23 protein-coding genes are annotated in these 26151 nt (G+C 37.6%); 5 read left to right on the forward strand and 18 right to left on the reverse strand.

Annotation, left to right across the window (positions count from 1 at the left end):
- Window positions 1–5 precede the first annotated feature (5 nt).
- On the reverse strand, window positions 6–896 hold the full coding sequence (locus tag ACFINC_RS05685; protein WP_375616469.1) for a UTP--glucose-1-phosphate uridylyltransferase: 891 nt from the start codon (window positions 894–896) through the stop codon (window positions 6–8).
- Between the two features lie 269 nt (window positions 897–1165).
- Between ACFINC_RS05685 and ACFINC_RS05690 the strand changes: the two genes are divergently transcribed.
- Complete coding sequence (locus tag ACFINC_RS05690; protein WP_375616470.1) at window positions 1166–2422, forward strand: lytic murein transglycosylase; 1257 nt, start codon at window positions 1166–1168, stop codon at window positions 2420–2422.
- 14 nt (window positions 2423–2436) lie between these two features.
- Window positions 2437–3513: an SGNH family hydrolase gene (locus ACFINC_RS05695; protein ID WP_375616471.1), complete on the forward strand. Its 1077-nt coding sequence runs from the start codon at window positions 2437–2439 to the stop codon at window positions 3511–3513.
- Between the two features lie 162 nt (window positions 3514–3675).
- Here the strand turns inward: ACFINC_RS05695 and ACFINC_RS05700 are convergent, their stop codons facing one another.
- Window positions 3676–5700 (reverse strand): M3 family metallopeptidase, encoded by a 2025-nt coding sequence (locus ACFINC_RS05700; RefSeq protein WP_375616472.1) that lies wholly within the window; start codon window positions 5698–5700, stop codon window positions 3676–3678.
- A gap of 1076 nt (window positions 5701–6776) precedes the next feature.
- Here ACFINC_RS05700 and mgtE point away from each other — a divergent pair.
- From mgtE to ppa, 3 genes are all read left to right on the forward strand, one after another.
- A complete protein-coding gene (mgtE, locus tag ACFINC_RS05705; protein WP_375616473.1) occupies window positions 6777–8153 on the forward strand; it encodes a magnesium transporter in 1377 nt (458 codons plus the stop codon).
- A gap of 1130 nt (window positions 8154–9283) precedes the next feature.
- Entirely contained in the window at window positions 9284–11110 is a 1827-nt protein-coding gene (typA, locus tag ACFINC_RS05710; protein ID WP_375616474.1) for a translational GTPase TypA, read from the forward strand.
- A 69-nt stretch (window positions 11111–11179) separates the two neighbouring features.
- Entirely contained in the window at window positions 11180–11710 is a 531-nt protein-coding gene (gene ppa / locus ACFINC_RS05715; RefSeq protein WP_375616475.1) for an inorganic diphosphatase, read from the forward strand.
- 52 nt (window positions 11711–11762) lie between these two features.
- Here ppa and ACFINC_RS05720 read toward each other — a convergent pair whose 3' ends face one another.
- The 16 genes from ACFINC_RS05720 to ACFINC_RS05795 form a co-directional block, all read right to left on the reverse strand.
- Window positions 11763–12077, reverse strand: coding sequence for a DUF167 domain-containing protein (locus tag ACFINC_RS05720; protein ID WP_375616476.1), 315 nt, complete (start codon window positions 12075–12077; stop codon window positions 11763–11765).
- A gap of 22 nt (window positions 12078–12099) precedes the next feature.
- Window positions 12100–12393: a YggT family protein gene (locus ACFINC_RS05725; protein ID WP_375616477.1), complete on the reverse strand. Its 294-nt coding sequence runs from the start codon at window positions 12391–12393 to the stop codon at window positions 12100–12102.
- A gap of 347 nt (window positions 12394–12740) precedes the next feature.
- Complete coding sequence (locus ACFINC_RS05730; RefSeq protein ID WP_375616478.1) at window positions 12741–13310, reverse strand: invasion associated locus B family protein; 570 nt, start codon at window positions 13308–13310, stop codon at window positions 12741–12743.
- A 101-nt stretch (window positions 13311–13411) separates the two neighbouring features.
- The gene (locus ACFINC_RS05735) at window positions 13412–13933 is read right to left on the reverse strand and encodes an RNA pyrophosphohydrolase (protein WP_375609171.1); all 522 of its coding nucleotides are present in this window, start codon (window positions 13931–13933) and stop codon (window positions 13412–13414) included.
- A gap of 39 nt (window positions 13934–13972) precedes the next feature.
- Window positions 13973–15283 (reverse strand): S41 family peptidase, encoded by a 1311-nt coding sequence (locus ACFINC_RS05740; RefSeq protein WP_375609170.1) that lies wholly within the window; start codon window positions 15281–15283, stop codon window positions 13973–13975.
- A complete protein-coding gene (locus tag ACFINC_RS05745) occupies window positions 15273–16553 on the reverse strand; it encodes a murein hydrolase activator EnvC family protein (RefSeq protein WP_375616479.1) in 1281 nt (426 codons plus the stop codon). The genes ACFINC_RS05740 and ACFINC_RS05745 overlap by 11 nt, the downstream gene beginning before the upstream one ends.
- Before the next feature lie 96 nt (window positions 16554–16649).
- On the reverse strand, window positions 16650–17132 hold the full coding sequence (gene rlmH / locus ACFINC_RS05750; RefSeq protein ID WP_375616480.1) for a 23S rRNA (pseudouridine(1915)-N(3))-methyltransferase RlmH: 483 nt from the start codon (window positions 17130–17132) through the stop codon (window positions 16650–16652).
- Between the two features lies 1 nt (window position 17133).
- The gene (rsfS, locus tag ACFINC_RS05755; protein ID WP_375616494.1) at window positions 17134–17562 is read right to left on the reverse strand and encodes a ribosome silencing factor; all 429 of its coding nucleotides are present in this window, start codon (window positions 17560–17562) and stop codon (window positions 17134–17136) included.
- A gap of 69 nt (window positions 17563–17631) precedes the next feature.
- Window positions 17632–18225, reverse strand: a complete 594-nt coding sequence (locus tag ACFINC_RS05760; protein WP_375616481.1) for a nicotinate-nucleotide adenylyltransferase — start codon at window positions 18223–18225, stop codon at window positions 17632–17634.
- A gap of 29 nt (window positions 18226–18254) precedes the next feature.
- Entirely contained in the window at window positions 18255–19511 is a 1257-nt protein-coding gene (locus ACFINC_RS05765) for a glutamate-5-semialdehyde dehydrogenase (protein ID WP_375616482.1), read from the reverse strand.
- Window positions 19512–19556: 45 nt separating this feature from the next.
- Window positions 19557–20696, reverse strand: coding sequence for a glutamate 5-kinase (gene proB, locus ACFINC_RS05770; protein ID WP_375616495.1), 1140 nt, complete (start codon window positions 20694–20696; stop codon window positions 19557–19559).
- 1 nt (window position 20697) lies between these two features.
- Window positions 20698–21723, reverse strand: a complete 1026-nt coding sequence (gene obgE / locus ACFINC_RS05775; RefSeq protein ID WP_375616483.1) for a GTPase ObgE — start codon at window positions 21721–21723, stop codon at window positions 20698–20700.
- A gap of 198 nt (window positions 21724–21921) precedes the next feature.
- Window positions 21922–22650: an RlmE family RNA methyltransferase gene (locus ACFINC_RS05780; protein ID WP_375616484.1), complete on the reverse strand. Its 729-nt coding sequence runs from the start codon at window positions 22648–22650 to the stop codon at window positions 21922–21924.
- Between the two features lie 29 nt (window positions 22651–22679).
- A complete protein-coding gene (locus tag ACFINC_RS05785; protein WP_375616485.1) occupies window positions 22680–23990 on the reverse strand; it encodes a Ppx/GppA phosphatase family protein in 1311 nt (436 codons plus the stop codon).
- 940 nt (window positions 23991–24930) lie between these two features.
- On the reverse strand, window positions 24931–25527 hold the full coding sequence (locus ACFINC_RS05790; RefSeq protein WP_375616486.1) for an invasion associated locus B family protein: 597 nt from the start codon (window positions 25525–25527) through the stop codon (window positions 24931–24933).
- Window positions 25524–26151: YadA-like family protein (locus ACFINC_RS05795; RefSeq protein WP_375616487.1), on the reverse strand; the 628-nt coding region annotated here is incomplete at its 5' end. The genes ACFINC_RS05795 and ACFINC_RS05790, both read right to left, overlap by 4 nt.

The raw sequence follows: 26151 nt of genomic DNA on the forward strand, positions 1-26151 counted from the left end.
CTACATCATTTTTCAATTTTAACGGTTTCCAATAAATTTTTCAATGAGGCAGAAATGTGGCTGTGCATATCAGCGCGGGCTAAAGAAAATGCAACATTAGCTTCAATAAAACCAGCTTTAGAACCGCAATCAAAAGTGCGCCCTTCTAATTGCAAACCCCAAAAATCCTGTTCGTTTGAAAGCCGTATCATAGCATCTGTTAATTGAATTTCATTTCCTGCTCCTCGTTCTTGAGTGGAAAGAATATTAAAAATTTCTGGCTGCAAAATATAACGCCCATTGATGTACAAATTTGATGGTGCTGTTCCTTGTGCTGGTTTCTCTACCATTTTTGTGATTTCAAAACCATTTGCAATCTGTTTGCCTTTCCCAACAATACCATATTTATGTGTTTCTCTAGGATCGCATTCCTGAACTGCTATAATATTCCCCCCACCTGTTCTTTCATAAAGGCTCATCATTTCAGAAAGACAGCCCTTTTTCGCTTGTATCAACATATCCGGTAATAACAAAGCAAAAGGTTCCCCTGCAACTAATTCACGTGCACACCAAAGAGCATGCCCTAGTCCCAAAGGTTGCTGTTGCCGTGTAAAAGACGTTGTCCCTGGCAACGGCTGTAAACGATATAAATGCGCAAGATCTTCTTTTTTTCCACATTCAGCAAGTGTCGCGTATAATTCAACTTGCGCATCAAAATAATCCTCAATGACTGCTTTGTTGCGTCCAGTCACAAAAATAAAATGCTCAATACCAGCCTCCCGAGCCTCATCCACAACATATTGAATAACCGGCTTATCAACAACTGTTAACATTTCTTTAGGAATCGTTTTTGTCGCAGGAAGAAAACGCGTACCAAGACCTGCTACAGGAAATACTGCTTTCCGGATTTTACGCACACTCATCCTCCTTAATGAATTCATATAACCTTTTTGTTTTATTTATCATATGTTTTTACGAAATGATAAAAAAGATATCTTATTGTTTTATTTATTATTATAATGGGTAATTAAAAATGTAAAAAGAAAGTATGAGAATTTATTGAAAGGATTAAAATGAATTATTTGTTCCAATTTTTTTCTCTTCTTGATCGTATTATCGATTAATACTAAATACAAAATAAAGTTATTGCACATCTAACAAAATGAATATTAATGGGGGTTTTAAAATGCAAAAAACAGAATTGAAGATCTTCTCTTTTTCAGAGAAGTCAATAAATTGGAGTCCCCTTGTCACTGGCTCTGCCGTTCTTTTGTCTGCTTTTTTAATGTTTTTTGCATCATTTTCACATGCGGATAGCGGATTTAAACACTGGATTAAAGAGTTTAAAACAATAGCTCTTGCTCACAATATTACTCCCTCTACGTTTCATATGGCTTTTAAAGACATTAATGCCATTGATCCAGAAGTTTTAAAAAGCGCCGCATACCAACCGGAATTTATTGCTCCTTCATGGAACTATTTCGATAATCGTGTCCATGATATTGCTATTATAGAAGGACGGCGCCAAACTCAAAAATGGAATAAATGGCTTCTTCAAATTGAAAAACGTTTTGGTGTAGACCGCAATATTCTGCTTGCTATTTGGTCAATGGAAAGCAACTATGGGAAAGTTTTAACCAATAAAAGTGTAATGCGTGATGCCATTCGCTCACTTGCAACGCTAGCCTATGCTGATAAAAAACGTGCAAAATATGCACATATGCAACTGATTGCCGCTTTGAAAATTCTACAAAGTGGCGAAATTAAACGCTCTCAACTCACTGGATCTTGGGCCGGCGCATTGGGGCATACACAATTTATTCCAAGCAGTTATCTTGCCTATGCGGTTGATATGGACCAAGATGGACAGCGTGATATTTGGAACTCTGTTCCCGATGCTCTTGCGACTGCTGCTAATCTTCTCCACAAAAATGGCTGGCAACCTAATCTTATTTGGGGAGTAGAGGTAAAAGTGCCGCAGGGGAAAAAACTTCCTGAAGGCTGGTATTCCTTTGAACAATGGAAAAAATTAGGTGTAAAACACGCTAATGGGCATCCTCTTCCTACATTAGCTGAACAAGCAGTATTAAAATATCCAGATGGAGAAAAAGGACCTATATTTTTAGTCACAAAAAATTTCTTTGTTCTAAAACGTTATAATAATGCAGACCGTTATGCTCTTGCTGTTGCCCTTCTTGCTGATCGCATTGCTGGACGTCCTGGATTGGTACATGATTGGCAAAGACCTTTTCAATCTCTTACTTTCCAAGAATGTAAAGAACTGCAATCTCGCTTAAGAACACTGGGCTATTATAAAGGGAATATTGATGGAAAAATCGGAACAGCCTCTCGCGAAGCAATTAAAGCTTTTCAATTGCGTCAAGGTCTAAAAGCAAATGGATATCCATCATCTCAAGTGCTTTTTCTCCTGCGCAAACAATAAAGGAGAATAAGGTTTTGTCTCTTTTTCGCCTGATATACTTAACGTTCCTACTGCTCTCACTTTCTATTGTGGCGATTATACAGCCATCCCCTAGTCAGGCAACAAACTTCTTCAAATGGTTGTCACAACATAACAAACAGACGCAACAACCACCGCAAATTATAGAACAAAAAATAAACAAGCCGCAAAAAAAGATCGTAACACAAAAAAACATACAAAAGCTAAAAAATGAAAACGCAAAGCGCATTCTTGTCATAGGAGATTTTACAGCTTCTGCTGTTGCCGATGCACTTAAGAAGTTTTTTATAGATAATAGTGATATCGTTATCATGAACAACACAATGCCAGCTTCCGGATTAGTTCGAACTGATTATTATTCTTGGCAAAGCAATATTTCTAAACTCATTGATCAAAATAACCCCGATGTTATTATCATGATGATCGGTGCAAATGATAATCAACCCATCATAGACTCTCATAGCACGATTAACACAGATCAATCAGAATGGATGCACATCTACAAACAAAGAATTATCGAAATTGCTGAAAATCTTCATGCCTCTGGAAAATCATGGATATGGATAGGTCAACCTTCTTTTGGAAATGACCTTTTGACACAAAAAATGAAAATTTTTAATGCGCTCTACAAACAAGTAACAGAAACAGCAGGAGGATATTTTCTTGATATCTGGAGTGGCTTTAATGATGAAGAAGGAAACTTTTCTTTTTCAGGCTATGATATTAATGGAAAAATGACCAAATTGCGCACCAATAATGGCATACATTTCACCTCTGAAGGAAAGAAAAAACTTACTTCTTATTTAGAAAAGCCATTGAAAAATATTTTAAATTTTCATGCCTTTTCTCATGAAAATCCATACTCAACCGATAAAGCTATTCAAAAACTTATACAAGAATCAGACAATCAAGAGCCAAGTAATATTATGCGCCAACCTCCAATGAGCCTTAATGATATGGTACAACAAAACACCCATCTCATAGGCAGAAAAAAATCAAGTTTTATAGAAAAATCATGGTTTCCGCTCAATGGACATCAAAAAGATCGAGCTGATAATTTTTCTTTCCCATAATGTCTATTTAAAATACAAAATCTAATTTTTCCCATAAACGAAAAGCGAATAAGATAAAAACACTGTTTACATAGCTATAATGAAGAGAAAATTTGCATAAATTGCAACTACATCCTTCCGAAGAATATGAAAACGGCATGGTTAGCACCATGCCGTTATATCTTACAATCCACGTTTGTTAATCATTGCCTCTGGTAAAGGCATCCGTCCCCGAAAAGCTTTATAAAGCTCCTCTGGATCACGACTTCCCCCAGCAGAGTAAATAAAACGTTTCAACTTATTAGCAAGCTCTGAATTAAAAACATCTCCCGTTTCTTCAAAAGCCTGAAAAGCATCAGCATCAAGCACTTCCGACCACATATAAGAATAGTAACCAGCGGCGTAACCATCCCCTGAAAATATATGCGTAAAATGTGGAGGACGATGGCGCATAATAATTGTATCAAGCATTTGCAGCTTGTCTAATTCTTGGCGTTCAAATACTGTTGGATCAGTTACTGTTTCTCCTCGGTGAAAAGCCATATCCACGAGAGCTGATGAGATAAATTCAACCGCAGAAAATCCAGCATTAAATGTCTGTGCTGCTAAAACTTTATCTATCAACTCTTGTGGCATAGGAAGCCCTGTTTTTGCATGTATAGCATAAGATTTTAATATTTCTGGTACAGTTAACCAATGTTCATAAAGTTGAGAAGGCAGCTCAACAAAATCACGAGAAACCGATGTTCCCGATACAGATGGCCATACAACATCAGAAAGCAAACCATGCAATGCATGCCCAAATTCGTGGAAAAGCGTACGTGCATCATCAAGAGATAAAAGAGCAACCTCCCCTTTGGATGGTTTAGCAAAATTACAAACATTGTAGATAATGGGCTTTTGTCCGCCTTCCAATTTATGTTGTGATTGCAAACTACTCATCCACGCACCAGACCGTTTTGAAGAACGTGCAAAATAATCACCAATGAAAAGCCCAAGTAAGCTTCCATCAGATTTCTTTACTTCCCATAAACGTGCATCAGGATGCCAAAGTGCAACAGCATTTTTTTCTTCAAATGTAATGCCAAAGAGTTTTTCTGCTACTCCAAAAGCGGCTTTAATCATATGATCAAGTTGAAAATAATATTTAATTTCAGCGCCATCGAAAGAAAATTTTTCAGTGCGAAGTTTTTCAGCATAATAACGCCAATCCGAAGCTGTTAAAAATTCATTGCTTCCCTGATTATTGGCAAAATTTTGTAATTCAATTTGCTCAGTAGAGGCCTTCGCTTTTGCTCGCTCCCATACAGGCATAAGCAAATTCATAACAGAATCAACACTTTTAGCCATGGTATTATCGAGTTTTAAATCCGCAAAAGATTTATATCCCAATAATTTAGCTTTCTCATCTCGAAGCGCCACAATCTCTAAAATAATGGTTCGATTGTCATTCTTGTTATTATTTTCACCACGTTTAGCCCAAGCTTGGAATGCAACCTTACGCAAATCACGACGATCAGAGAATTTTAAAAAAGGTTCAACAATTGAGCGTGCTAGTGTTAATGCATAGGCTTCTTCACTGCCTCTTTCGTACGCAGTTTCTTTCATTGAAGCAATGAGATCTTCCGGTAAACCAGATAAGTCTGTTTGTTTTAAAAATAGAATCCATTCAGCTTCATCGTTTAAGACATTTTGCCCAAAAGTAGCATTTAAAAAAGCGAGTCTTTCATTAATTTCTACAAGCCGTTTCTTCGCTTTTTCATCTAATTTTGCACCATGACAAACAAACTTTTTCCACCATAATTCAAGAACACGTGTTGTTTCACTCTCAAATGTCCCCTGTTGCGACTGTTTATAAAGCACATCTATTTTCGCAAATATCCGTGCATCCATCATCATTTTTGAAGAATAACGAGAAAGTTTTACAACGAACTCTTGTTCAAGCTGTTGAATCAACGCATTCGTATGAGCACTGGTACGCAAGAAAAATATTGAACAGATACGATCAAGCGCTTTGCCACAAAGCTCAAAAGGTTGCAAAAAGTTCTCAAGTGTTGGTGGTTCTTGCACCATCGCAATCGCTTCTAGTTCTTCTTCGGCTTCTTGAAGTGCTTGTTCAAAAGCGGGTTTAAAATCTTCATCATTTATAGAAAAAAAATCAGGAAGACCTGAAAATCCCTTCCAGTCCAGCACGGCTTCTTTTGTCATAATACTTTATGTCTCCATTATAAATTTAGGCTGTAATCATTATTATCTTTACGACACAAATTGATAATATACTAAAACTATTTTGTGAGTTTCAAAACTACCTGTCAAAGCTCTATTGAAGTAAAAAATAAAAAGTACCTTTAATTTCAGGAGATAAATAAAAATAAGAATTTCCACGATTATAAAACAACATATTGATTTATAATGATAATTTATCGTTTTATATATTGAATAAAAAAACCTTAAGATCGTAAGATTCTCTCATTTCAAACCTGTTTATGTTGAATCAATCAAAATTACTTGCTTGTACATCACAAGCGGAGCTGGCATGTGGGTAAAAACCATAATAAGAAAGGAATAAAAATAGCTCTTATGAACTGTCTTAAATGCTAAGAGCTGTCGCACAATACCCACAAGCTGGCCAAGTGTTGTGATGGTACCGGTTTGATCCTTCATAAGCGTAAAGATGGAGGTACTCAATGGATTTACCTTTATACCCTTCGCGGCCGCCACCGTGAAATAGGCTTGAATGCTCTTTGAGAGATGTTTCTTAAAATAAGCGCGCGAAACTGCAACACAATGGCGTTCTGTTTTACGTGAAGGGACGTTGCCCCATTACAAGAATGGAAGTTCCTACCAGGCTCCGGACTGTCAACAGTTCAGCTTATCTCGGCGGATTCTACCTGCTAACCACTCATGCGATTTACTTCATGAGCGTAACAGATAAGCCCCTGCCCTGAATACGGATTGCGATATCTAAAAACACTTAATATGTAAAGCTTTTCATGCCTTATATCACCGCTCTAAACAACGGTGTTTTACGGCATAATAAGGTAAAAATGGGAACTGATTTTTACATTTACACCTTCATATTATCCCCCAATCAAGCTGTATTCTCGTTTCAGTGATTCAGAAACTTGTTCATAACCGATAATTTATCCTTGACTTTAACTTCAAATATTAACAATTGGAAATATAGTCGGGGAGGTTTTTTTCAAATCTTCCATAAATTTTTGTTTTTATCTCATCTATTATTTAGATTTACAACTTCCCAACTCTTCAGGAGGTACTTTATCATGACTGAAATTAAAACGACCTTCGACTTCAAAAATTTTTCTCCTGAAGCTCTCGCTGAAAAGTTAAAGAACCAGCATTTTGCAGACTCTATTGATATCATCAATGATCTCGATATCATGGAACGTGTCACTATTCTTAGTCTTCTACCTCTTGATTATGTTATCGAACTTTTTGATAAACCAGAGCTTGAGCAACCTGCTGCTATTTTAGAACTTCTCCCTATAAATCGTGCTGTTGAAATTCTTGATGGCATGTCTGCAGATGCTGCTGCAGACGTCTTTCAAGAAATAAATAAAGAAACCCGTACACGGCTTTATGCCTTGCTTAAACCCTTAACACGTGCGGAACTTAAAAAACTTACCAGTTATCCTGATCATACAGCAGGGGCACTCATGACAACAGAGTTTATAGCCGTTCCTTCAAACTGGACCATACAAAAAACTTTGGATCATATTCGTGAGGTCGAGCGAACACGTGAAACAGTTTATACCAGCTATGTGATTGACCCTAAAACAGGGATTCTTCTCAAAGCTGTTTCACTGCGTAACCTTATTCTTGCCTCACCTGATGAACAAATCCTTAATGTCCCTACCCATGACTCACCCATTACAATATCGCCCTTCACACATCATGAGGATATCGCGCGCCTTTTCCAGCGCCATGATCTTCTGTCGGTGCCCGTCGTTGATGAAAATAACCATGTCATTGGCATTGTAACCGTGGACGATGTGCTTGATACTATGGTCGATGAAATGAATGAAGATGCCTATAAATTTGGGGGTATGGAAGCGCTTAATAAGCCCTATATGCAAATCAAGTTTCCTGAAATGATGAAAAAACGCGGAGGCTGGCTCGCTTTACTCTTTATCGGTGAAATGCTAACAGCAAGCGCTATGCAACATTTTGAAACTGAACTTGAAAAAGCGATTATTCTTACACTTTTTATTCCTCTCATTATGAGCTCAGGAGGGAATTCCGGCTCACAGGCTACATCCCTTATTATCCGTGCATTGGCTTTACGTGAACTCACATTAAAAGACTGGTGGAAAGTTATTATTCGTGAAATTCCAACAGGATTATCCCTTGGTCTCTTACTCGGAATTATTGGCATTGCGCGCATTGCTCTTTGGCAAAAACTCGGTATCTACGATTATGGCCAACATTGGATTGCTATTTCAACAACAGTAGGTACAGCTTTAATCGGCATCGTTACCTTTGGTTCTCTCTCTGGATCGATGCTACCTTTTATCCTTAAAGGTTTAAAATTTGATCCAGCAAGTGCTTCTGCTCCTTTTGTGGCAACTTTAGTCGATGTCATGGGCATTATAATCTATTTTTCTGTAGCTTCCCTCATTTTATCAGGAACTCTTCTTTAAATATATGAAGGAAAAACGCACCGTTATGGAAAGATCTTGTCATATCATTTAAGATCTTTCCCTAAAAAAACAAACTCCCGTATTTGTTTTCTTGCGCCCTACTTCATAGATAATACACTTTTTTATAATGATAATTTATCGTTTTTTTAGATTGAATAATAACTCCAAATACTGCAAGATTATCTTATCATAAACCTTCTCATCTTGAATCAATTAAAGTCATCTTTTTGCATACCACAAGCAGAATTGGTGCGTGGCTAAAATTATTCAAGAAAAGAGTAAACTGCTTCTTATGCCCCCTCTCTAGTACTAAAAACTGTTGCAATATTGACAGCTAAAATAGAGTAATAATAATGATGATCCATGGGCTTTATACTCTTCATAAAGGTGTTTATATTATACCATTTATGGGAACTATCGTGGAATGGATAAGGTATACATTAAGAAATCCCTCTTTAAGACAAATACATGGATATGCAATAACAAGTGTAATTCTGTTTGAAACGTTCTAGTTTTCAGGCAAAATATTGATTTATATATACAGTTCACTGTTTTGCATATTGAATGAGAATCCCGAATAACGTAAGATTCTCTCATTTCAAATCTGTGTATATTGAATCAATCAAAACCATTCGCTTGCACGTCACAAGCGGGGATGGCATGTGGGTAAAAACTGTATAAGAAAGGATTTAAAAATGGCTCTTATGAAGAGTCTCAAGTTCCAAGGGCTATACAACACCCACGAACTGGCAAATTGTGTGATGGTGCTGACTTGTTACTTCATAAGCGTAAAGATGGGGGTGCTCAATGGATTTACCTTTATACTCTTCTTACAAACGTTTATATCAATTTCTCGTGTCACGTTCATAAAGATCAAATTGATGATGATTTATGGACAAGTCTTAGCTCGATAATAAAACATACCGGTACTATAAAAGTTTTTTTATGAAACTCCACCAATTGATACTCAAGAAAGCATTAAAAACTTGAGTGAATACTCTTACCATAAAAATATTACCTCCATCTTCCAAAATTATAAAAAAACATGTAAAAGGTTTTTTGATAGTCAGGTAAAGAATGTAAATACTTTGCCTCAAATGGGATTTCATTAAACGAAAAGAAGAAAATTTATGCAATTGCGTAACATTGCCATCATTGCCCACGTTGACCATGGGAAAACAACGCTTGTGGACGGACTTCTCAAGCAATCAGGAAACTTCCGTGATAATCAGCGCACAAGCGAACGTATGATGGATTCAAATGATATTGAAAAAGAACGTGGAATTACAATTCTAGCGAAAGTGACATCTGTTGTTTGGAAAGATACTAGAATTAATATTGTTGATACACCAGGACATGCCGATTTTGGTGGAGAAGTTGAACGCATTCTAAACATGGTTGATGGAGCCATCGTCCTTGTTGATGCAGCTGAAGGACCAATGCCACAAACAAAATTTGTCGTTGGCAAGGCATTGAAAGTAGGTTTGCGCCCTATTGTTGCTATTAATAAAATTGACCGACCTGATGCACGCGTTGATGAAGTTATTAATGAGGTTTTTGACCTTTTCGCTGCTCTTGACGCAACTGATGAACAGCTTGATTTTCCCATTCTTTATGGTTCAGGACGCGATGGATGGATGGCTGAAACCCCCGAGGGACCAAAAGATCAAGGACTAGGTCCTTTATTTGATCTTGTAACGCGGCATGTTCCTTCCCCTAGCGTCGCAGAAGGCCCGTTCCGCATGATTGGAACTATTCTTGAAGCAGATCCATTTTTGGGACGAATTATTACAGGTCGTATTCATTCCGGCTCTCTAAAACCCAATCAAAATGTCAAGGTTCTGGGGCAAGATGGAAAACTTTTAGAAACTGGGCGGATTTCAAAAATTCTAGCATTTCGTGGTCTAGAACGGCAACCTATTGAAGAAGGAAGTGCTGGTGATATTGTTGCGATTGCAGGTCTGCAAAAAGGTACCGTCGCTGATACTTTCTGTGATCCTACGGTTAATGAACCCCTTACTGCCCAACCAATTGATCCTCCTACTGTTACGATGAGTTTTCTCGTCAATGATAGCCCCCTTGCAGGAACTGAAGGAGATAAAGTAACAAGCCGTGTCATTCGAGACCGTTTGTTAAAAGAAGCAGAAGGCAATGTCGCTCTTAAAATTGAAGAATCAGCCGATAAAGATTCTTTTTACGTTTCAGGACGAGGAGAATTACAGCTCGCAGTTCTTATTGAAAATATGCGACGTGAAGGATTTGAACTTAGTGTTTCACGTCCACGTGTTGTTATGCAAAAAGATGAAAATGGAACAATTCTTGAGCCAATAGAAGAAGTTGTTATCGATGTCGATGAAGAATATTCCGGTACTGTTGTACAAAAAATGTCTGAACGTAAGGGTGAAATGGTGGAATTACGTCCTTCTGGAGGTCATCGTATCCGCCTTGTCTTTTACGCCCCAACTAGAGGACTTATTGGTTATCAATCTGAACTTTTAACGGACACACGTGGTACAGCAATTATGAATCGCCTTTTCCACGCTTATGAACCTTATAAAGGAGACATTGCTGGTCGCGTTAATGGTGTTATGATTTCTAATGACAACGGTGAATCTGTTGCTTATGCTCTTTTTAATCTTGAAGATCGTGGACCTATGATCATCGATGCAGGTGTGAAAGTCTATCAAGGTATGATTATTGGCATCCACTCACGCGATAATGACTTAGAAGTCAATGTGTTAAAAGGAAAAAAACTTACTAATATGCGTGCTTCCGGAAAAGATGAAGCGGTAAAGTTAACGCCTCCCATTAAAATGACATTAGAACGTGCCTTATCATGGATACAAGATGATGAACTTGTAGAGGTGACCCCTAAAAATATTCGTCTCCGCAAACTCTATCTTGATCCCAATGAACGTAAACGTTTTGAAAAAACACGTGCATCAATTTCGAGCTAATTTTACAATCTACTTTGGTAAAATACTTGATTGTATTGAGCCTCACTCTATCCCAGAAAGGATATCTTTATGAATATTAAGGAAATACCCGTGGGTAAAAACCCACCAGAAGATATTAATGTTATTGTAGAAGTCTCTCTTGGTGGTCAGCCAATAAAATATGAGATGGATAAAAAGTCGGGCGCATTATTTGTTGACCGTTTTCTTCATACATCGATGGTTTATCCCGGAAATTACGGTTTTGTCCCTCATACACTTTCAGATGATGGTGATCCTATTGATGTCCTTATCTGTAATACCCGTCCACTTATGCCTGGTTGTGTGATCAATGTTCGCCCCATCGGCGCTTTAATGATGGAAGATGATGGTGGTAAAGATGAAAAAATTATTGCCATTCCCACGACAAAATTAACAAAACGCTATATCAATATTCATGACTATACAGATCTGCCCGAGATTACACTCAAACAAATTGAACATTTCTTCAAACATTACAAAGATCTGGAACCTGGAAAATGGGCCAAAATTGAAGGATGGCGTGATAAAAGCTTTGCTTATGAATTGATTAAGCAAGCTGTTGAACGCAATAAAGAAATATAACAATTCTAATAAAATAAAGCCTGTTTTTTATAGGCTTTATTATTTATTTCTTCTACAAAATATACTCTGTGAAGGATTGCCATATCTGCTGTAGCTCTTCTAAATGTGTTGAAAAATAAAGTTGTTTGTAGCGAGATGTTGCGCCGCTTTTCAGAGAAATAGAAGAAGCTGAAATTTTCCACTTCTTCGCAAGAAATTTAATGAGCGCTCTATTTGCTTTTCCATCTTCAGGAACAGCACGAAGACGTATAACTAGATATCGTTTCTCACCATCCCTACATTCAACCCCTATTATTTTGTCAATAGATGATTTGGGAATGAGGTACACAAACAAAACCAAATTATTTTTATCAACTTGATAAAACATGTATTCGCCTCAAGTAATATTTCTATAGATACATGCTTGCGTAAGTGTGCCACATGAAAGTACGAATAAAATAAATAATAATGAATACCACAACAGGTGAAATATCAATTGTTCCAAAATTTGGTAAAATCCGTCGAATACGATTTAGAATGGGATTTGTAAGGTGATATAAAAAGTCTCTTATCAAAATAACAAAGCGATTGTGCGGATTTATGATATTAAAGACATAAAGCCAAGAAAAAACAACACTAGCAATTAGGATATCAATATAAATCTCAAAAATCAAATCAATTGCTCTAAGCAATGCATAAATCATGCGTTATCCCTTTCAATCAAGGAAACAGAAGAGCGTATAAAAGGCCTTCATTAAAGTAAATCTGTGTATCAAACAATGGTTTTATATTTAAATATTCTTTTTTCTTGAATAAAAACAAAAAACCAAATCCTTCATCTCTCTATTTAATGACGATGAAGCTAGAAAACAAATATCACAATTAAAAATAACGCGTAAAAATAGAAAAAATAGTAAATAATCTGAGAACTTTAAAAGCTTTAGAGATTCCTTATAGGATTAACCTTAAATCTCATCGCTTTAATTATTAATATAAAAAACGTACAAACTAAAAACAGCCTTAAAAGGCCGTTTTTAGTTTATTCTTTTAATTATTTCTGCAAAGCAGTTAAACGATTAAGAGCATTGCTAAAACCATTCAGCTGAACAAACAAATCATTCAAAGGTGGTTCACCTGCAGCAGCAATTGTCATCGCCAACTTTAATTGCTTTCCTGCACGTAAAGCTGCTACGTGACTTTTGTCAAAAACGACTGGTACCATGCAACCTGCTGGCACACAAGTCCTTATACCAGTTTCAATAACAGCCTTTCCTTCATCAACTTGCAAACGAACAGGTTTAGAAACCAAAATGCCAAAAGGAACGGTTAAACTACCTGATACAACACCCTCAGCATTGAGAATAAGGCTCATAGCCACAACAACACGCCCTTGCTCATTTACTTCTTGACGATGCATAAAGCAAACTTTTTTTCCTTCTTGTAACCCACAATTAATGGTCCACAAGCCATAGGTTTCAGTTAAAGAAGAAGCACCATTTGGTAATGTCTCTACTGCATCTTTTGCATCTTTTGGTGCAGAAGGCTTTGAACCTGTTGCAAATGCAACAGATGAAATACTCAAAAGAGTACAAACTATAAGTAAATTAAATAACTTTTTCATTTTATATCCCTGTTCTTTACATAAAAGAGAAACATATTTATTATTTATAAATTAATATAAAGCATCTCAATACAAAAAGCTTTCTTATAATCATATAGCTTTTATAACAACCGAAGGCTACCTCGAAATTCGCTAACAACTTTCATATAAACATGCTTTTTAAAAGAAACAACAATTAAAGGAAGGGTTTCTAGATCAACCCATTTCCATTGATCGAATTCCGCTTTATTGCCTTCTGGCGGCGGATTAATGGCAATTTCAGAAATCTCTCCCGTAAACTGAAAAGCAAACCATTTTTGCATTTGCCCACGATATTTATTGCTTAATGTGCACCCAACAAGTTCTTGTGGAAAATCATAGCAGAACCAATTTTGTGCTTCTTTAATCAACTTTACAGATCGAATACCGGTTTCTTCATAGAGTTCACGATATGCCGCATCTAATGGCTTTTCATCTTCATCAATCCCTCCTTGAGGAAGCTGCCAACGATGAGATATTTCAATATCTGCATGAACAGGCGTCATTAAACGACGCCCAACCCAAACTTTACCCTCATGATTAAAGACAACAATCCCAACACATTTGCGATAAGGAAGAGCCTTTAAATTAATACCCGCATCCATTTAATATTCCTCAAAAGTGCAAGCTATAGATATCATTTCTCACTTTAATATATCCTTATTGGGATCTGGTGGGAATGCTGCATTTGCCATTTCACCCCGTAACAGTTTATAAGCCTCATTCAATTGAATATCCTCTTTAGGGTCTTTCGGAACAAAAGCAGCTGAACCAGAGCCTTTATTACTTTCCCGTTTCCCTTTGATATGTCCTTTTAATGCAGACTCACCAACTTTTACATCATAACCCTTATATTTTTCAGGGAGTGGTTGCTCTACAATAATATCAGGTGTGATCCCTGTTCCTTGAATAGAAGTGCCAGATGGCGTGTAATAAAGTGCTGTTGTTAAGCGTAAAGCCCCATTTTCACCCAAAGGAATAATTGTTTGAACAGATCCTTTACCAAAAGACTGCGTCCCTAAAATTGTTGCACGGCGATGATCTTGTAGTGCACCTGCAACGATTTCAGAAGCACTTGCCGAACCACCATTAATGAGGACAATGAGCGGCTTTCCATTAGTGACATCACCTGGCTTCGCATCAAATCTCGTCACATCACTCTTTTTGCGCCCACGAGTCGACACAATCTCACCTTTATCGAGAAAAGCACTCGAAACATTAACAGCTTGATCTAAAAGCCCACCAGGATTGAGCCGTAAATCAAGGACATAACCTTTTAATTTATCTTCAGGAATTTGAGATTGGATATCTTTAATTGCCGCTAGAAGATTACCCAATGTCTGCTCAGAAAACTGAATAATTCTTAAATATCCAATGTCTCCCTCAACGCGATATTTCACCGCTTTCACTTTAATGATATCACGAACAATCTTAACTTCAAATGGCTTATCAACGCCAGAACGAATAATTGTCAAGGTAATTGGCGTTCCAGGAGCCCCTCGCATTTTATTAACAGCTTCATTCAATGTTTGACCATTCGTTTGTACGTCATCAATTTTTGAAATAAGGTCTCCTGATAAAATACCTGCTTTTGAAGCAGGTGTATCATCCATTGGAGAGACAACTTTAATTAAGTTTTTCTCCATAGTGACCTCAATACCAAGACCGCCAAATTCTCCTTTCGTAGAATCCCGCATGTCCTTGGCTTCTTCAGCATTCATATAAGATGAATGGGGATCAAGCGATGTAAGCATACCATTGATAGCATTTTCGATAAGCTTTTTATCATCTGGAACCGTCACGTACTGCATACGAACACGTTCAAAAATATCGCCAAATATAGCCAACTGCTTATACGCATTACCTTCATTGTTTGCAGCAACAGACTGCACCATAATCATTGAACTGGCGCCGAGCAATACCCCAGCGACCAAAAGAATAACTTTACGAATCATTTTGGCTCCTTCTCGTTTTTTCAGTCTGCCACCAAGGAGTTGGATTTATAGGTTTTCCCTGTTTTCTAAACTCAATGTAAAGCATTGGAGCAGTTTTGCCTATATCCAATGCAACACTATTCGCAATAAATTGCATCTCCATCATACCCAGAGGCTCTCCTGAAAGAACAAACTGCCCTTGTTTTACATTAATTTTCGACATTCCGGTAAGAATGATATGATAACCATTTCCAACATTGAGAATAATTAACTGTCCGTAAGAACGAAATGGCCCAGCAAAAGCAATAAAAGCATCCACAGGTGATATAACAACAGCACCTGACTCTGTTTCAATCGTTTCACCAAAGCGCGTAATCTGCGAATTATTATGAGAAAATCGAATTCTTTTCCCTGAAACAGGAAAAAGTAAAGAACCTTTTCGGCTTTCAAAATTCGACTGCTCTAACAATTGTAAATTTTTCCGTACCTGTATTGATGAATCAGAGCTAAATTTTGACTGACGATCAAGCTCTAAAATCAATTCTTCCAAAGACTGCGCTTTTTTAGCAAGAGAAATATTTTCTTGTTGCTGTTCTGTAAGTTCTTTTTCTGATTTTTCTTGTAGTTTGTTTTTTTTGTCTAATAAAAGCTCTAGACGTTTTCGCTGCTCTGCTTGATTTTGCAGTTTTGTCTTTAATGCGGTATATTCCATGGTAATGGAATTGCTTAAATTGGTCAACTCCTTGAGTTTCTCTGTTAAATCTCGTGTTTTCTCTTGCATCTGAGGAATAACAGCGCCTAATAAAACAGAACTACGCATAGAAGCCAACACATCCTCTGGCTGTATCATAAGAGCAGGAGGCGGATTCAATCCCATACGTTCCAAAATTGCAAGAACTTCCGCAAATTCAGCACGACGACTTTTTAAACTTTGATAGACTTGTACCCGCTGTTCTATCATTTTCTTAAGCTTTTCTTCCCTTTTAGCAATATCATCTGCTACTGTACGTTCTTCTTTAGCCGCTTTTATAAGTGCATCACTCAAAACACGTTGATCTTTTTTTAAATGCTCAACTTGACGCGTAAGAATAGTAACACGCTCACGCGAAAGTGAAATATTTTGGCGAATTTCTCCCAATGCTTTATGTGCCGCCGTACTACTCATTGTATCTTCCGCATGCGATGCAGAAAAGCAAAAAAACATACTCAAGAGCAATACCACAAATATCACGCATTCCCCATATAAATATTGCATCTTTTTATGAAGAAGCTTTTTCATTTGCACAACCATTACAGCTCATCATATACATTAAAGATGCTTTAAATGGTGTCGGCTAAAACAATATTAATAAATAGATAAATAAGTACTAAAAATTGCATAAAAATATTAAAAACGATGATACGGATGATGATTTGCAATTGTTACAGCACGATAAAGTTGTTCTGCAAGAAGAATGCGCGCAATTTGATGTGGCCACGTCATAAAACCAAAAGATAAAAGAAAATCAGCACGATTTCTTATCTGTTCATTATGCCCATCTGGCCCCCCCAAAGCAATAATGACATCTCGAATGCCTTCATCACGATAAAACCCTAATTTTTCAGCAAAAGCAGCTGAAGAAATCGACTCTCCGCGCTCATCTAACACAATTAATTGATATTTTTCAGGCAAAAATTCAATGAGTCTCTTCCCCTCTTCCTCCATACGCTGACACGCTGTTTGAGCACGACTTTCTGATATCTCGTGTAACTTTTTTAAATGAAATCCTACAGCACCAGAACTTTTAGAAAAACGATCCAAATAATGTTGAACCAATGTTTGCTCTGCCCCACTTTTCATACGACCAACCGCAAAAATAGAAATTTGCATTTTAATGATCTCCGAAAAGAACCGATGTTGTATTGTTTAAATCCGGAGTCAGCCACATCTTTTCTAAATTATAAAAAAGACGAATTTCCGGACGAAAAAGATGAATGATAATATCACCTGTATCAATCAATACCCAATCGCCTCCCGCAAGACCTTCTACGCGTGCGAGGCCTTGCCCACTGTCTTTCCAAATGCGTAATAAATGATCAGCAACAGAAGATATATGACGCTGCGAATGCGCTGAAGCTATAACCATATAATCAGCCAAAGATGACTTCCCTTGAATATCAATAGCAACAATATCTTCTGCTTTTATATCTTCTAAACTCTTGAGAATAATTTCAAGACTATCATTCACAGAAAAAACTTCTTTTTCTTTAGAAGATCTAATATCGTAAGAATATTTGTGTACAATGTTTTTCAGATTAATATCCTTTCTTATCGTTGTGTAATGTCAAAAAGAGACTTCTTTAGAAAGAAGCAGAATCTTATAAATTGTTCAAGAAAAATTATTCTTCTCCAAACGAAGGTTTGTTGAAGATTGAAAAGATAAAGGTCCATGCAAATAAGTCCAAACTGGCGGTTTTATAAAAGGTAAGCGCCCACTTTCTCTCTCATCCAAACGAAATCGGCGATAAATCTGTGCCATAGGAGAAAAGAGTGCCGACCTATTGCCTAAAGGACGATCAATAATCGCAATAGGAAGCATAGAGACAATATCACGCCATCGATACCAATGATGTATCGTTGTAAAACTATCCGCTCCCATAATCCATACAAAATTTACACCACTGTAATGGGTAAGAATATGGAAAATTGTATCTACCGATACTTTGCTCCCTATAGCTTTTTCAAAACCTGTCAAGCGAACTTTCGGATGGTCAATAAGTTTAAAACTTAATCGCATTCTCTCCTCTAAAGGGAGTAACTGTGTACAATCCTTTAAAGGATTGCCTGGACTAACCATCCACCATAACTGATCAAGATGTAAACGCCGAATGGCAATTTTTGCAACGAGAAGGTGCCCCGCATGCGGCGGATTAAAAGAACCACCAAAAAGACCTACAACATTAGATCTTTCAACATGTGGCATACGATTTTTCCATGGAAAAAATGGGCTTTTCAAACTCTAACCTGACCATTTCCTTCAACATGATATTGAAATGATGTTAGCTGTTCAACGCCTATGGGACCACGTGCATGCATTTTTCCTGTTGCGATACCAATTTCCATTCCAAAACCAAATTCACCTCCATCAGCAAATTGTGTAGATGCATTGTGTAATAAAATAGCTGAATCTAAATGATTAAAAAAGATCTTCACCACTTCCAAATCCTCAGCAATAACCGATTCCGTATGTCCTGATGAATAACGCTTGATATGAGCAATAGCTCCCTCAACCCCCTCAACCGTTTTAACAGAAAGAATAGCATCAAGATATTCATGTGACCAATCTTCTTCAGAGGCTAATTTTACATCTGGCATAAGAAACGCGATATCCTCTGTTGCGCGGATTTCACAACCCTTCTCCTGTAAAGCCGTCAAAACAGGAAGAAACTTTTTTAATGCTTGACTGTCAATGAGAACTGTCTCAACAGCACCACATATCCCAGTCCGACGCAACTTCGCATTTAAAACAATATTGCGCGCCATATCTAAATCTGCCGATTTATCAATATAAATATGACAAAGCCCCTCTAAATGGGCAAAAATTGGAATACGTGCATCAGACTGAACGCGAGCAACAAGACTCTTTCCACCACGTGGTACGATCACATCAATCGCTCCATCCAATCCTTTGAGCATTTCCCCAACGGCAGCGCGATCTGTCGTTTCAACCATTTGAATCGCATCTTTAGGTAAACCAGAGCGCTCTAATCCTTGTACCAACGCACAATGAAGTGCATGTGAAGAATGAAAACTATCCGAACCACCGCGCAAAATCGCAGCATTGCCCGCTTTTAAACACAAAGCACTCGCATCAATTGTAACATTTGGGCGACTCTCATAAATAATGCCAATTACACCAAGAGGTGTTCTTACACGACTTATATGAAGCCCATTGGGACGTGTCCACGCACTTATGACCTGCCCAACAGGATCAGATAAATGAGCAACTTGACGAACACTATCTATCATTGCACCCAAACGCAATTCATCTAATCTAAGCCGATCAATCATTGCTGCTTTCAAATTATTCTGAGCAGCCTTCTCTAAATCCAAACAATTCGCCCGTAAAATTTCATCTGAGTAAGCCTCTAGGCTTAAAGCGATCATTTCTAATGCATTGTTCTTTTGCTCAGAAGAAGCAACAGCCAATGCTGCAGCGGCATAGCGTGCTTTTTGTCCCATATCTTTCATTTTTTCTTCTAAAGTCATCGTATCATCCACTCTGCCAAAATAATAAAAACAAAAGTAACTTTTTTAAACAGAATTGATCAAGCAACGTACAATCATATCATTACGATGCACCATAGCAGAGCGCGCCTCATACCCAAGAATAGCTTCAATTTCTTCACTTTTATGTCCTATAATGCGTACAGCCTCATCTTTGTCGTAGCTTACAAGTCCACGCGCAATCTCAACTCCATCTGTACCAACAATTGCAACCGTATCCCCACGCTGGAAATTTCCCTCCACGCTAATAACCCCTGCTGCTAATAACGATTTTCCTGTTTCAAGAGCCCTAATGGCTCCTTGATCAATCGTCAAAACACCAGATGGATCTAAATGACCAGAAATCCATGTTTTCCAAGCATTGACAGATTTCTTACTTGCCGCAAAAAAACTCTTGCGTTCACCTTTGTCAATTGCAGCAAGGGGATTCATACGTTTGCCTGAGGTGATAATCATCGCCGTTCCAGCAGCATTAGCTATTTTTCCGGCATCAAGCTTAGTCTTCATTCCTCCCCGCGAAAACTCTGAAGCAGCAACATCTGCCATTTTTTCGATATCATGCGTAATGGATGCAACAAAAGGTATAAATTCAGCCGTAGGATCTCTATGGGGAGACTTTGTATAAAGACCATCAATATCAGACAAAAGTATTAAAAGATCTGCCCTCACCATTGTTGCCACACGTGCAGCTAAACGGTCATTATCACCATAACGAATTTCAGTTGTCGCAACAGTATCATTCTCATTAATAACAGGCACAGCTCCCAAATATAAAAGCATCTCAATCGTTGCACGTGCATTGAGATAACGCCTTCGCTCCTCCGTATCAAATAAAGTGAGCAAAATTTGGCCTGTTTTGAGCCCATGTTGAGCAAGCGCATCACCATAGGTTTTCGCTAACTCAATTTGCCCCAAAGCAGCACATGCCTGACTTTCTTCCAATTTCAAAGCCCCCTTAGGAAGCTGTAGCAATGTCCTTCCTAAAGCAATAGCCCCCGAAGACACCAATAATATCTCTACACCTTTTTTGTGTAATCCAACAACATCACTGATCAAGCTTTTAAGCCATTCAACCCGTAACCCTGTCTGAGGATCAACCAAAAGTGCAGATCCAATTTTGACCACGATACGTTTATAGTGTGTGAGTTTTTGCAATCCAACAGCCATCTCAATCAATCCTGCTATCCCCACCGTTCTCCTCTTTACGTGACATTTCAATAATACGTGCACCAGCACGCAGCACATTTTCTAAACCTTCGCGACTAACCGCAGAAAACATCATAACAGGTTGATCCGTTACTCTTTGTAAAGCTTCCTGTTTCGTTTTACGCTCGTCAACCGTGAGCGTATCTATTTGGCTTAAAGCGACAATTTCAGTCTTATTACTTAGATTGTTTCCATAAGACTCAAGTTCATGACGCACAATTTGATATGCCTTTGCTACATCTTCTTCTTGAGCAGAAATCAGATGAAGAAGTACACGACAACGTTCCACATGTCCTAAAAAACGATCTCCAATTCCCACACCTTCATGAGCTCCTTCGATCAACCCCGGAATATCAGCCAAAACAAATTCACGACCATCAATTCGTACAACACCAAGATGAGGATGTAGAGTGGTAAAAGGATAATCTGCAACTTTTGGCTTTGCAGCCGTCACAGAAGCTAAAAAAGTCGATTTCCCAGCATTTGGTAAACCAACAAGTCCCGCATCAGCAATTAACTTCAAACGAAGCCATATTGCACGCTCTTCTCCAGACAAACCTGGATTTGCACGACGCGGTGCCCGATTTGTCGATGTTGTAAAGTGAAGATTGCCAAAACCGCCATTCCCGCCTTTTGCAAGGCGATAGCGCTGTCCCACTTCCGTTAAATCACAGATTAACGTTGTATTATCTTCTTCAAAAATTTGTGTCCCAACCGGAACTTTAAGGATGACATCATCACCCTTCTCACCCGTCATATTACGCCCCTTGCCATGTCCCCCTGTTTTTGCTTTAAAATGCTGTTGGTAGCGATAATCAATCAGCGTGTTAAGCCCATCAACAACAAGCGCCCAGACATCACCTCCCCGCCCCCCATTCCCCCCATCAGGCCCCCCAAATTCTATGAATTTTTCACGGCGAAATGATACTGCTCCGGAACCTCCATTACCAGAACGAATATAAACTTTAGCTTGATCAAGAAATTTCATTGGAAGCGCTCACTGAGGAATCAATCTTTCTACCTCTATAGGCAATATATTAATTTTACCAGTTTTTCATCATTGTTAACAGAGAAACTCTAAATATCTCTGAATAACTATTTGAAAAAATCATCATACTTAAATACATACGTAAAGTTAAGCTTTTTCAAATACGTAAGTAAAGTTAAGTCTTCTTAAAAGAAGGTGCTATTCTTGTATTTTTGTTTTTCCCTTAAATTCAAGCGCTAAAAGATAAAGCTCCACTGATTCCGATCGGCTTGCGGGTGGTTTAACATGATAGACTTTTTTAAAATGCTGTTTTAGTATTGTGAGAAGAGTGTTTTCTGCTCCACCTTGAAAAGCCTTTGCCAAAAAATGCCCACCAGGTTTTAGAACAGAAAGAGCAAAATCAGCAGCAACTTCACATAAATAAATCGTTCTTAAATGATCTGTTTGACGATGTCCTGTTGTTGGTGCAGCCATATCAGAAAGCACAACATCCGGCTTTGTTCCTAAAGCATCAATTAATTTCTGCGGTGCATCTGCATGTAAAAAATCCATTTCCAGCATCACAACCCCAGGCAACGGATCAACATGCAAATAATCAATACCAACCACGCTAGGCTTTTCATCACTTGACCCTACTATATGCCCAGCCACCTGACACCATCCCCCAGGTGCTGCTCCTAGATCAATAACCTTTTGGCCTTTTTTCAAAAAACTATAACGCTCATTAATTTCAATGAGTTTATAAGCCGCACGCGAACGATAACCATCTACTTTTGATTGATGAACATAAGGATCATTCAAATGCCTCTCTAACCATCGCCGTGATGAAGCTTTAATGGTTCCTGCTTTCTTTTTTACGCGCTGATATAATTCATGTGACCCTGAACCTCCATAGCCACCCTTGGGTATTTTTGTTGTTTTTTTCATCGTTATTCATTGTCTCCATATTTAATTCTCTAACGCTTGAAATCTCTGCTCTTTCTATGACGACACCATACACCATCGCGTAACATCAGCTCTATCAAAATTCCTTCCCTTAATCCACGATCAGCAACCCTTAAACGCTGACTTGGCCAAACTTCTCGAATAACATCTAAAATTGCACAACCAGCTAAAACTAAATCTGCTCTCTCTCGCCCAATAAAAGGACTTATTACGCGTTTTTCTATATCCCATGATAATAGGCGTTTTGTCATAAGAGTAATGTCTGCATCATTCATCCAAATGCCATCCACTTTTCTTCTATCATAACGCTCTAAATTAAGATACATTCCTGCTAAAGTCGTAACTGTACCAGAGGTTCCCAAAAGATGAAACTTCGAACCTTGAGCTAACTCTCCTAATTTATGACGATCTGAAAAATTATTTAACAACCTTCGCACATAGCTTTTCATTTTTTCAAAATCGTCTAAACTAATATTATTTCCTCCAAAACATTCAGCAAGTGTAACAACACCAACAGGAAGAGAAGTCCAAGCGATAATCTGTCCAGCTAAACGGAAAGAACGTTTTTGAGAAACATCAAGAAGAACAATTTCTGATGATCCTCCTCCAATATCAAAAAGCACAATTGCATCAATATTTGGCTCAACAAGCGTACTGCACCCTGTAACCGCAAAACGCGCTTCTGTTTGCCGATCAACAATTTCCAATTCAAGACCTGTTTCATCCAAAACACGCTGAATAAAATGCCTACCATTTTCCGCTGAACGGCAAGCTTCCGTTGCAATCAAACGATAACGCTTAATATGCCTTTGTTTTAACTTTAAATGACAAATCTTTAATGCTTCAATCGCACGATCCATAGCTTGCGTACTAAGAAAACCGTTATTTATTAAACCTTCTCCCAATCGTACAATACGAGAAAAAGCATCAACAACACGAAAATATCCAGGTTTACTGGGAGATGCGATAAGAAGACGACAATTATTCGTTCCCAGATCAAGCGCCGCATAAAGAGATGGAGATTTTACTGGATGGAACCGTCGAAGAAAAGGTGCTTTGAGTTTTTTTGTTTTTTGAGCTCCTATCATTGTCTGACCATGAAACTCAAAAGCTGTTTCCGATTGAATAAAAACCTGTTTCTGTTTACAATGTTTTTTTCTCTGTTGTCCCTTTATATCAACAAATATGGAGCGTGCCTCTGTTCGTGACAATGCAGAACGATTGTTTTTATTACTACCACACGGATCATAGAACTGATCTGCTTCAGTATTGCATGTTTCTCCTCGCTCTGACTCTTTTGAACCATAATTTAACGGGGTCATTTCTCTCATCCCTTGAGCGTTTCCCCCAATAAATAAACGCAAAAACTCTTCTACTCACTCCTAAATAAAGCAACAAAGCAGCATCAAATGATAGATACAAGAAACCATTCCTTCTTTTTCTATCATCAAAATTTTCTACGCTAGCATTATTCAGATTTTTGTATAATCTTTTGGTCGTTTCCATGAAATCATGCTTCTTTTTATGAACTTAAAACTATAAATTAATCGTTTACGTTCATATCAGTTTTTGTAAATTATGCTCTTTTTCATACCATCACGGAGTATACCTCTATTGTAACAAACCAGCACTATCATATTATCTGCTGACTCCTAATGTTACAAAAACCTATATATTGAAATAGTTTATAAGAAGAATTTTTACTTTTTTCTTCAATAGCTTTCTCCACACACTAGCCTCGTTTGACGAAACAACTTTGATTATATTGGAATAAAAGTTCCGTAGTACTACAAAATGCAACTACAATAGCTGTTATCTCGTGAATACAAAGAAAAACTATCGTTCAAAAAATTCTCTAGGATTATAAATTTATCTATTATTACAACACTTCAATTGAAAAATATTAATGCTTAATCAGATTACTCTAAAAATCCATATGAAGTTAAAAAATTTAGCCTACTCAGTTATTGTAAGGAAAACGTATTTTTATTTATTTAAAATTGAGTATTTCTAACAATTTTTTACTTCTAGTAACTAACGCAATCACTCTCTAAGCTTTGTGAAAAACTCTAACTTTATTTTCTATTACACATAAATCACTTATTGTGACTTTATATTCATAAAATTCCTACTCTTTTGAAGAAATCACTTCTATAGCATATTACATAAAACTTCTTACTTATCTTATCCTATAATTCACATAAAAAAAATATAACACAACGAGTTATGAAAAATGACTCTTGTTAAAATCACTCGATGTTTCTAAGGACGCAAAGAATTAAGTGCTGCATTTAATCCTTTAAATGGTACAGTAAAAGAAAATACCTTTCCCTCTTTAAGCTTATAGGAAATACGTACTTTATTGTTCTGCTCTATTTGTTTAGTAAAAACTGGCCCTATAGATGATTGTGCCAAACAAACTGTTTCATTACATTGTGTATAATGAATAAGAACAGGTTTTTTATCACCTTTCACAAACATTTGAATTGGAACATTTATATCAGAATTTGGCAATGTTCGAAAAAGCATTACTGCTTGACCATTTGTCGTAGAAACAAGAGACCAACTAAAAACGGTATTTCCTTCCTGATCATGAACAGTCTGTGTTACATTACATATACCTTGCTTGAGCTTTTGTTTTTCATCACAAATCAAAGTCCAATCATAAAACTGCATAATAATTCGACGTGTTTCACCAGGTTCACCCTTAGGTACCGACAAATGCGGTGGATGCACCGTATAAGTATTATTGTTCTCATTAGCAAAGCTTTCGCCCTTGCCTATTAAGGCAAGAGCAAACAGCACCTTCACTAATATATTTCTCTTTTTTATAATAATAGTCATTTTCTCTATTATCATCTCAACCTCAGAGTAATCCCAGCGCCTATGCCCCAATGACCTCCAGCACTCGTAATAGATACATTCGAGCGGATATTTCCATCTTCAGATGTATAACCAGCACCAATAGCAAATGCCGATTGACTCCGCCACAAACCACTACCAAATGAGACACTTAAGGATCCTGGTATATCATAGTAACGTAAATTAGACACAGCCAAACCAATAGCAGCTGCTTGCCTTGCCTCCTTGCGGACATCTTCAATGGCATAATTTAACGTCTCAAATTTCATATCTGTATAAGATTTCGACTCGTTAAGACTATCATTGACAAGACTACTAACTTTATCATCCGTATATTTCTTCGCATCGTCAAGAACTATCTTCATCTGCTCTTCAGTATAATCATGCAACTGACCACCATTAACAGCTTCCTTAGAACCTGTCTCAATCTTACCATCCCCTACATTGTCTATCAAGACAGGCTCGCTGTCATTCCCACCCACCAACGTGATGCTATTGGTCTTCTTACCCTCCGCATCTTTGTCATAGTTAACAGCTCCATCTGTAACCGCAGTTTCAATATCTTTAACATGTTGGTCTAGCTTATCTACCTTATGATCAACCTCGTTGACCTTCTCGTTC

The organism is Bartonella sp. AP58NXGY (assembly GCF_042195785.1).
Taxonomy (GTDB): Bacteria; Pseudomonadota; Alphaproteobacteria; order Rhizobiales; family Rhizobiaceae; genus Bartonella.

Excerpts from the sequence above, each read along its gene's own strand:
- ACFINC_RS05690 (WP_375616470.1), top strand. The coding sequence starts at position 1,166 with ATGCAAAAAACAGAATTGAAGATCTTCTCTTTTTCAGAGAAGTCAATA.
- ACFINC_RS05700 (WP_375616472.1), bottom strand. The coding sequence starts at position 5,700 with ATGACAAAAGAAGCCGTGCTGGACTGGAAGGGATTTTCAGGTCTTCCT.
- mgtE (WP_375616473.1), top strand. The coding sequence starts at position 6,777 with ATGACTGAAATTAAAACGACCTTCGACTTCAAAAATTTTTCTCCTGAA.
- typA (WP_375616474.1), top strand. The coding sequence starts at position 9,284 with ATGCAATTGCGTAACATTGCCATCATTGCCCACGTTGACCATGGGAAA.
- ppa (WP_375616475.1), top strand. The coding sequence starts at position 11,180 with ATGAATATTAAGGAAATACCCGTGGGTAAAAACCCACCAGAAGATATT.
- ACFINC_RS05720 (WP_375616476.1), bottom strand. The coding sequence starts at position 12,077 with ATGTTTTATCAAGTTGATAAAAATAATTTGGTTTTGTTTGTGTACCTC.
- ACFINC_RS05725 (WP_375616477.1), bottom strand. The coding sequence starts at position 12,393 with ATGATTTATGCATTGCTTAGAGCAATTGATTTGATTTTTGAGATTTAT.
- ACFINC_RS05730 (WP_375616478.1), bottom strand. The coding sequence starts at position 13,310 with ATGAAAAAGTTATTTAATTTACTTATAGTTTGTACTCTTTTGAGTATT.
- ACFINC_RS05735 (WP_375609171.1), bottom strand. The coding sequence starts at position 13,933 with ATGGATGCGGGTATTAATTTAAAGGCTCTTCCTTATCGCAAATGTGTT.
- ACFINC_RS05740 (WP_375609170.1), bottom strand. The coding sequence starts at position 15,283 with ATGATTCGTAAAGTTATTCTTTTGGTCGCTGGGGTATTGCTCGGCGCC.
- ACFINC_RS05745 (WP_375616479.1), bottom strand. The coding sequence starts at position 16,553 with ATGGTTGTGCAAATGAAAAAGCTTCTTCATAAAAAGATGCAATATTTA.
- rlmH (WP_375616480.1), bottom strand. The coding sequence starts at position 17,132 with ATGCAAATTTCTATTTTTGCGGTTGGTCGTATGAAAAGTGGGGCAGAG.
- ACFINC_RS05760 (WP_375616481.1), bottom strand. The coding sequence starts at position 18,225 with ATGCCACATGTTGAAAGATCTAATGTTGTAGGTCTTTTTGGTGGTTCT.
- ACFINC_RS05765 (WP_375616482.1), bottom strand. The coding sequence starts at position 19,511 with ATGACTTTAGAAGAAAAAATGAAAGATATGGGACAAAAAGCACGCTAT.
- proB (WP_375616495.1), bottom strand. The coding sequence starts at position 20,696 with ATGGCTGTTGGATTGCAAAAACTCACACACTATAAACGTATCGTGGTC.
- obgE (WP_375616483.1), bottom strand. The coding sequence starts at position 21,723 with ATGAAATTTCTTGATCAAGCTAAAGTTTATATTCGTTCTGGTAATGGA.
- ACFINC_RS05780 (WP_375616484.1), bottom strand. The coding sequence starts at position 22,650 with ATGAAAAAAACAACAAAAATACCCAAGGGTGGCTATGGAGGTTCAGGG.
- ACFINC_RS05785 (WP_375616485.1), bottom strand. The coding sequence starts at position 23,990 with ATGACCCCGTTAAATTATGGTTCAAAAGAGTCAGAGCGAGGAGAAACA.
- ACFINC_RS05790 (WP_375616486.1), bottom strand. The coding sequence starts at position 25,527 with ATGATAATAGAGAAAATGACTATTATTATAAAAAAGAGAAATATATTA.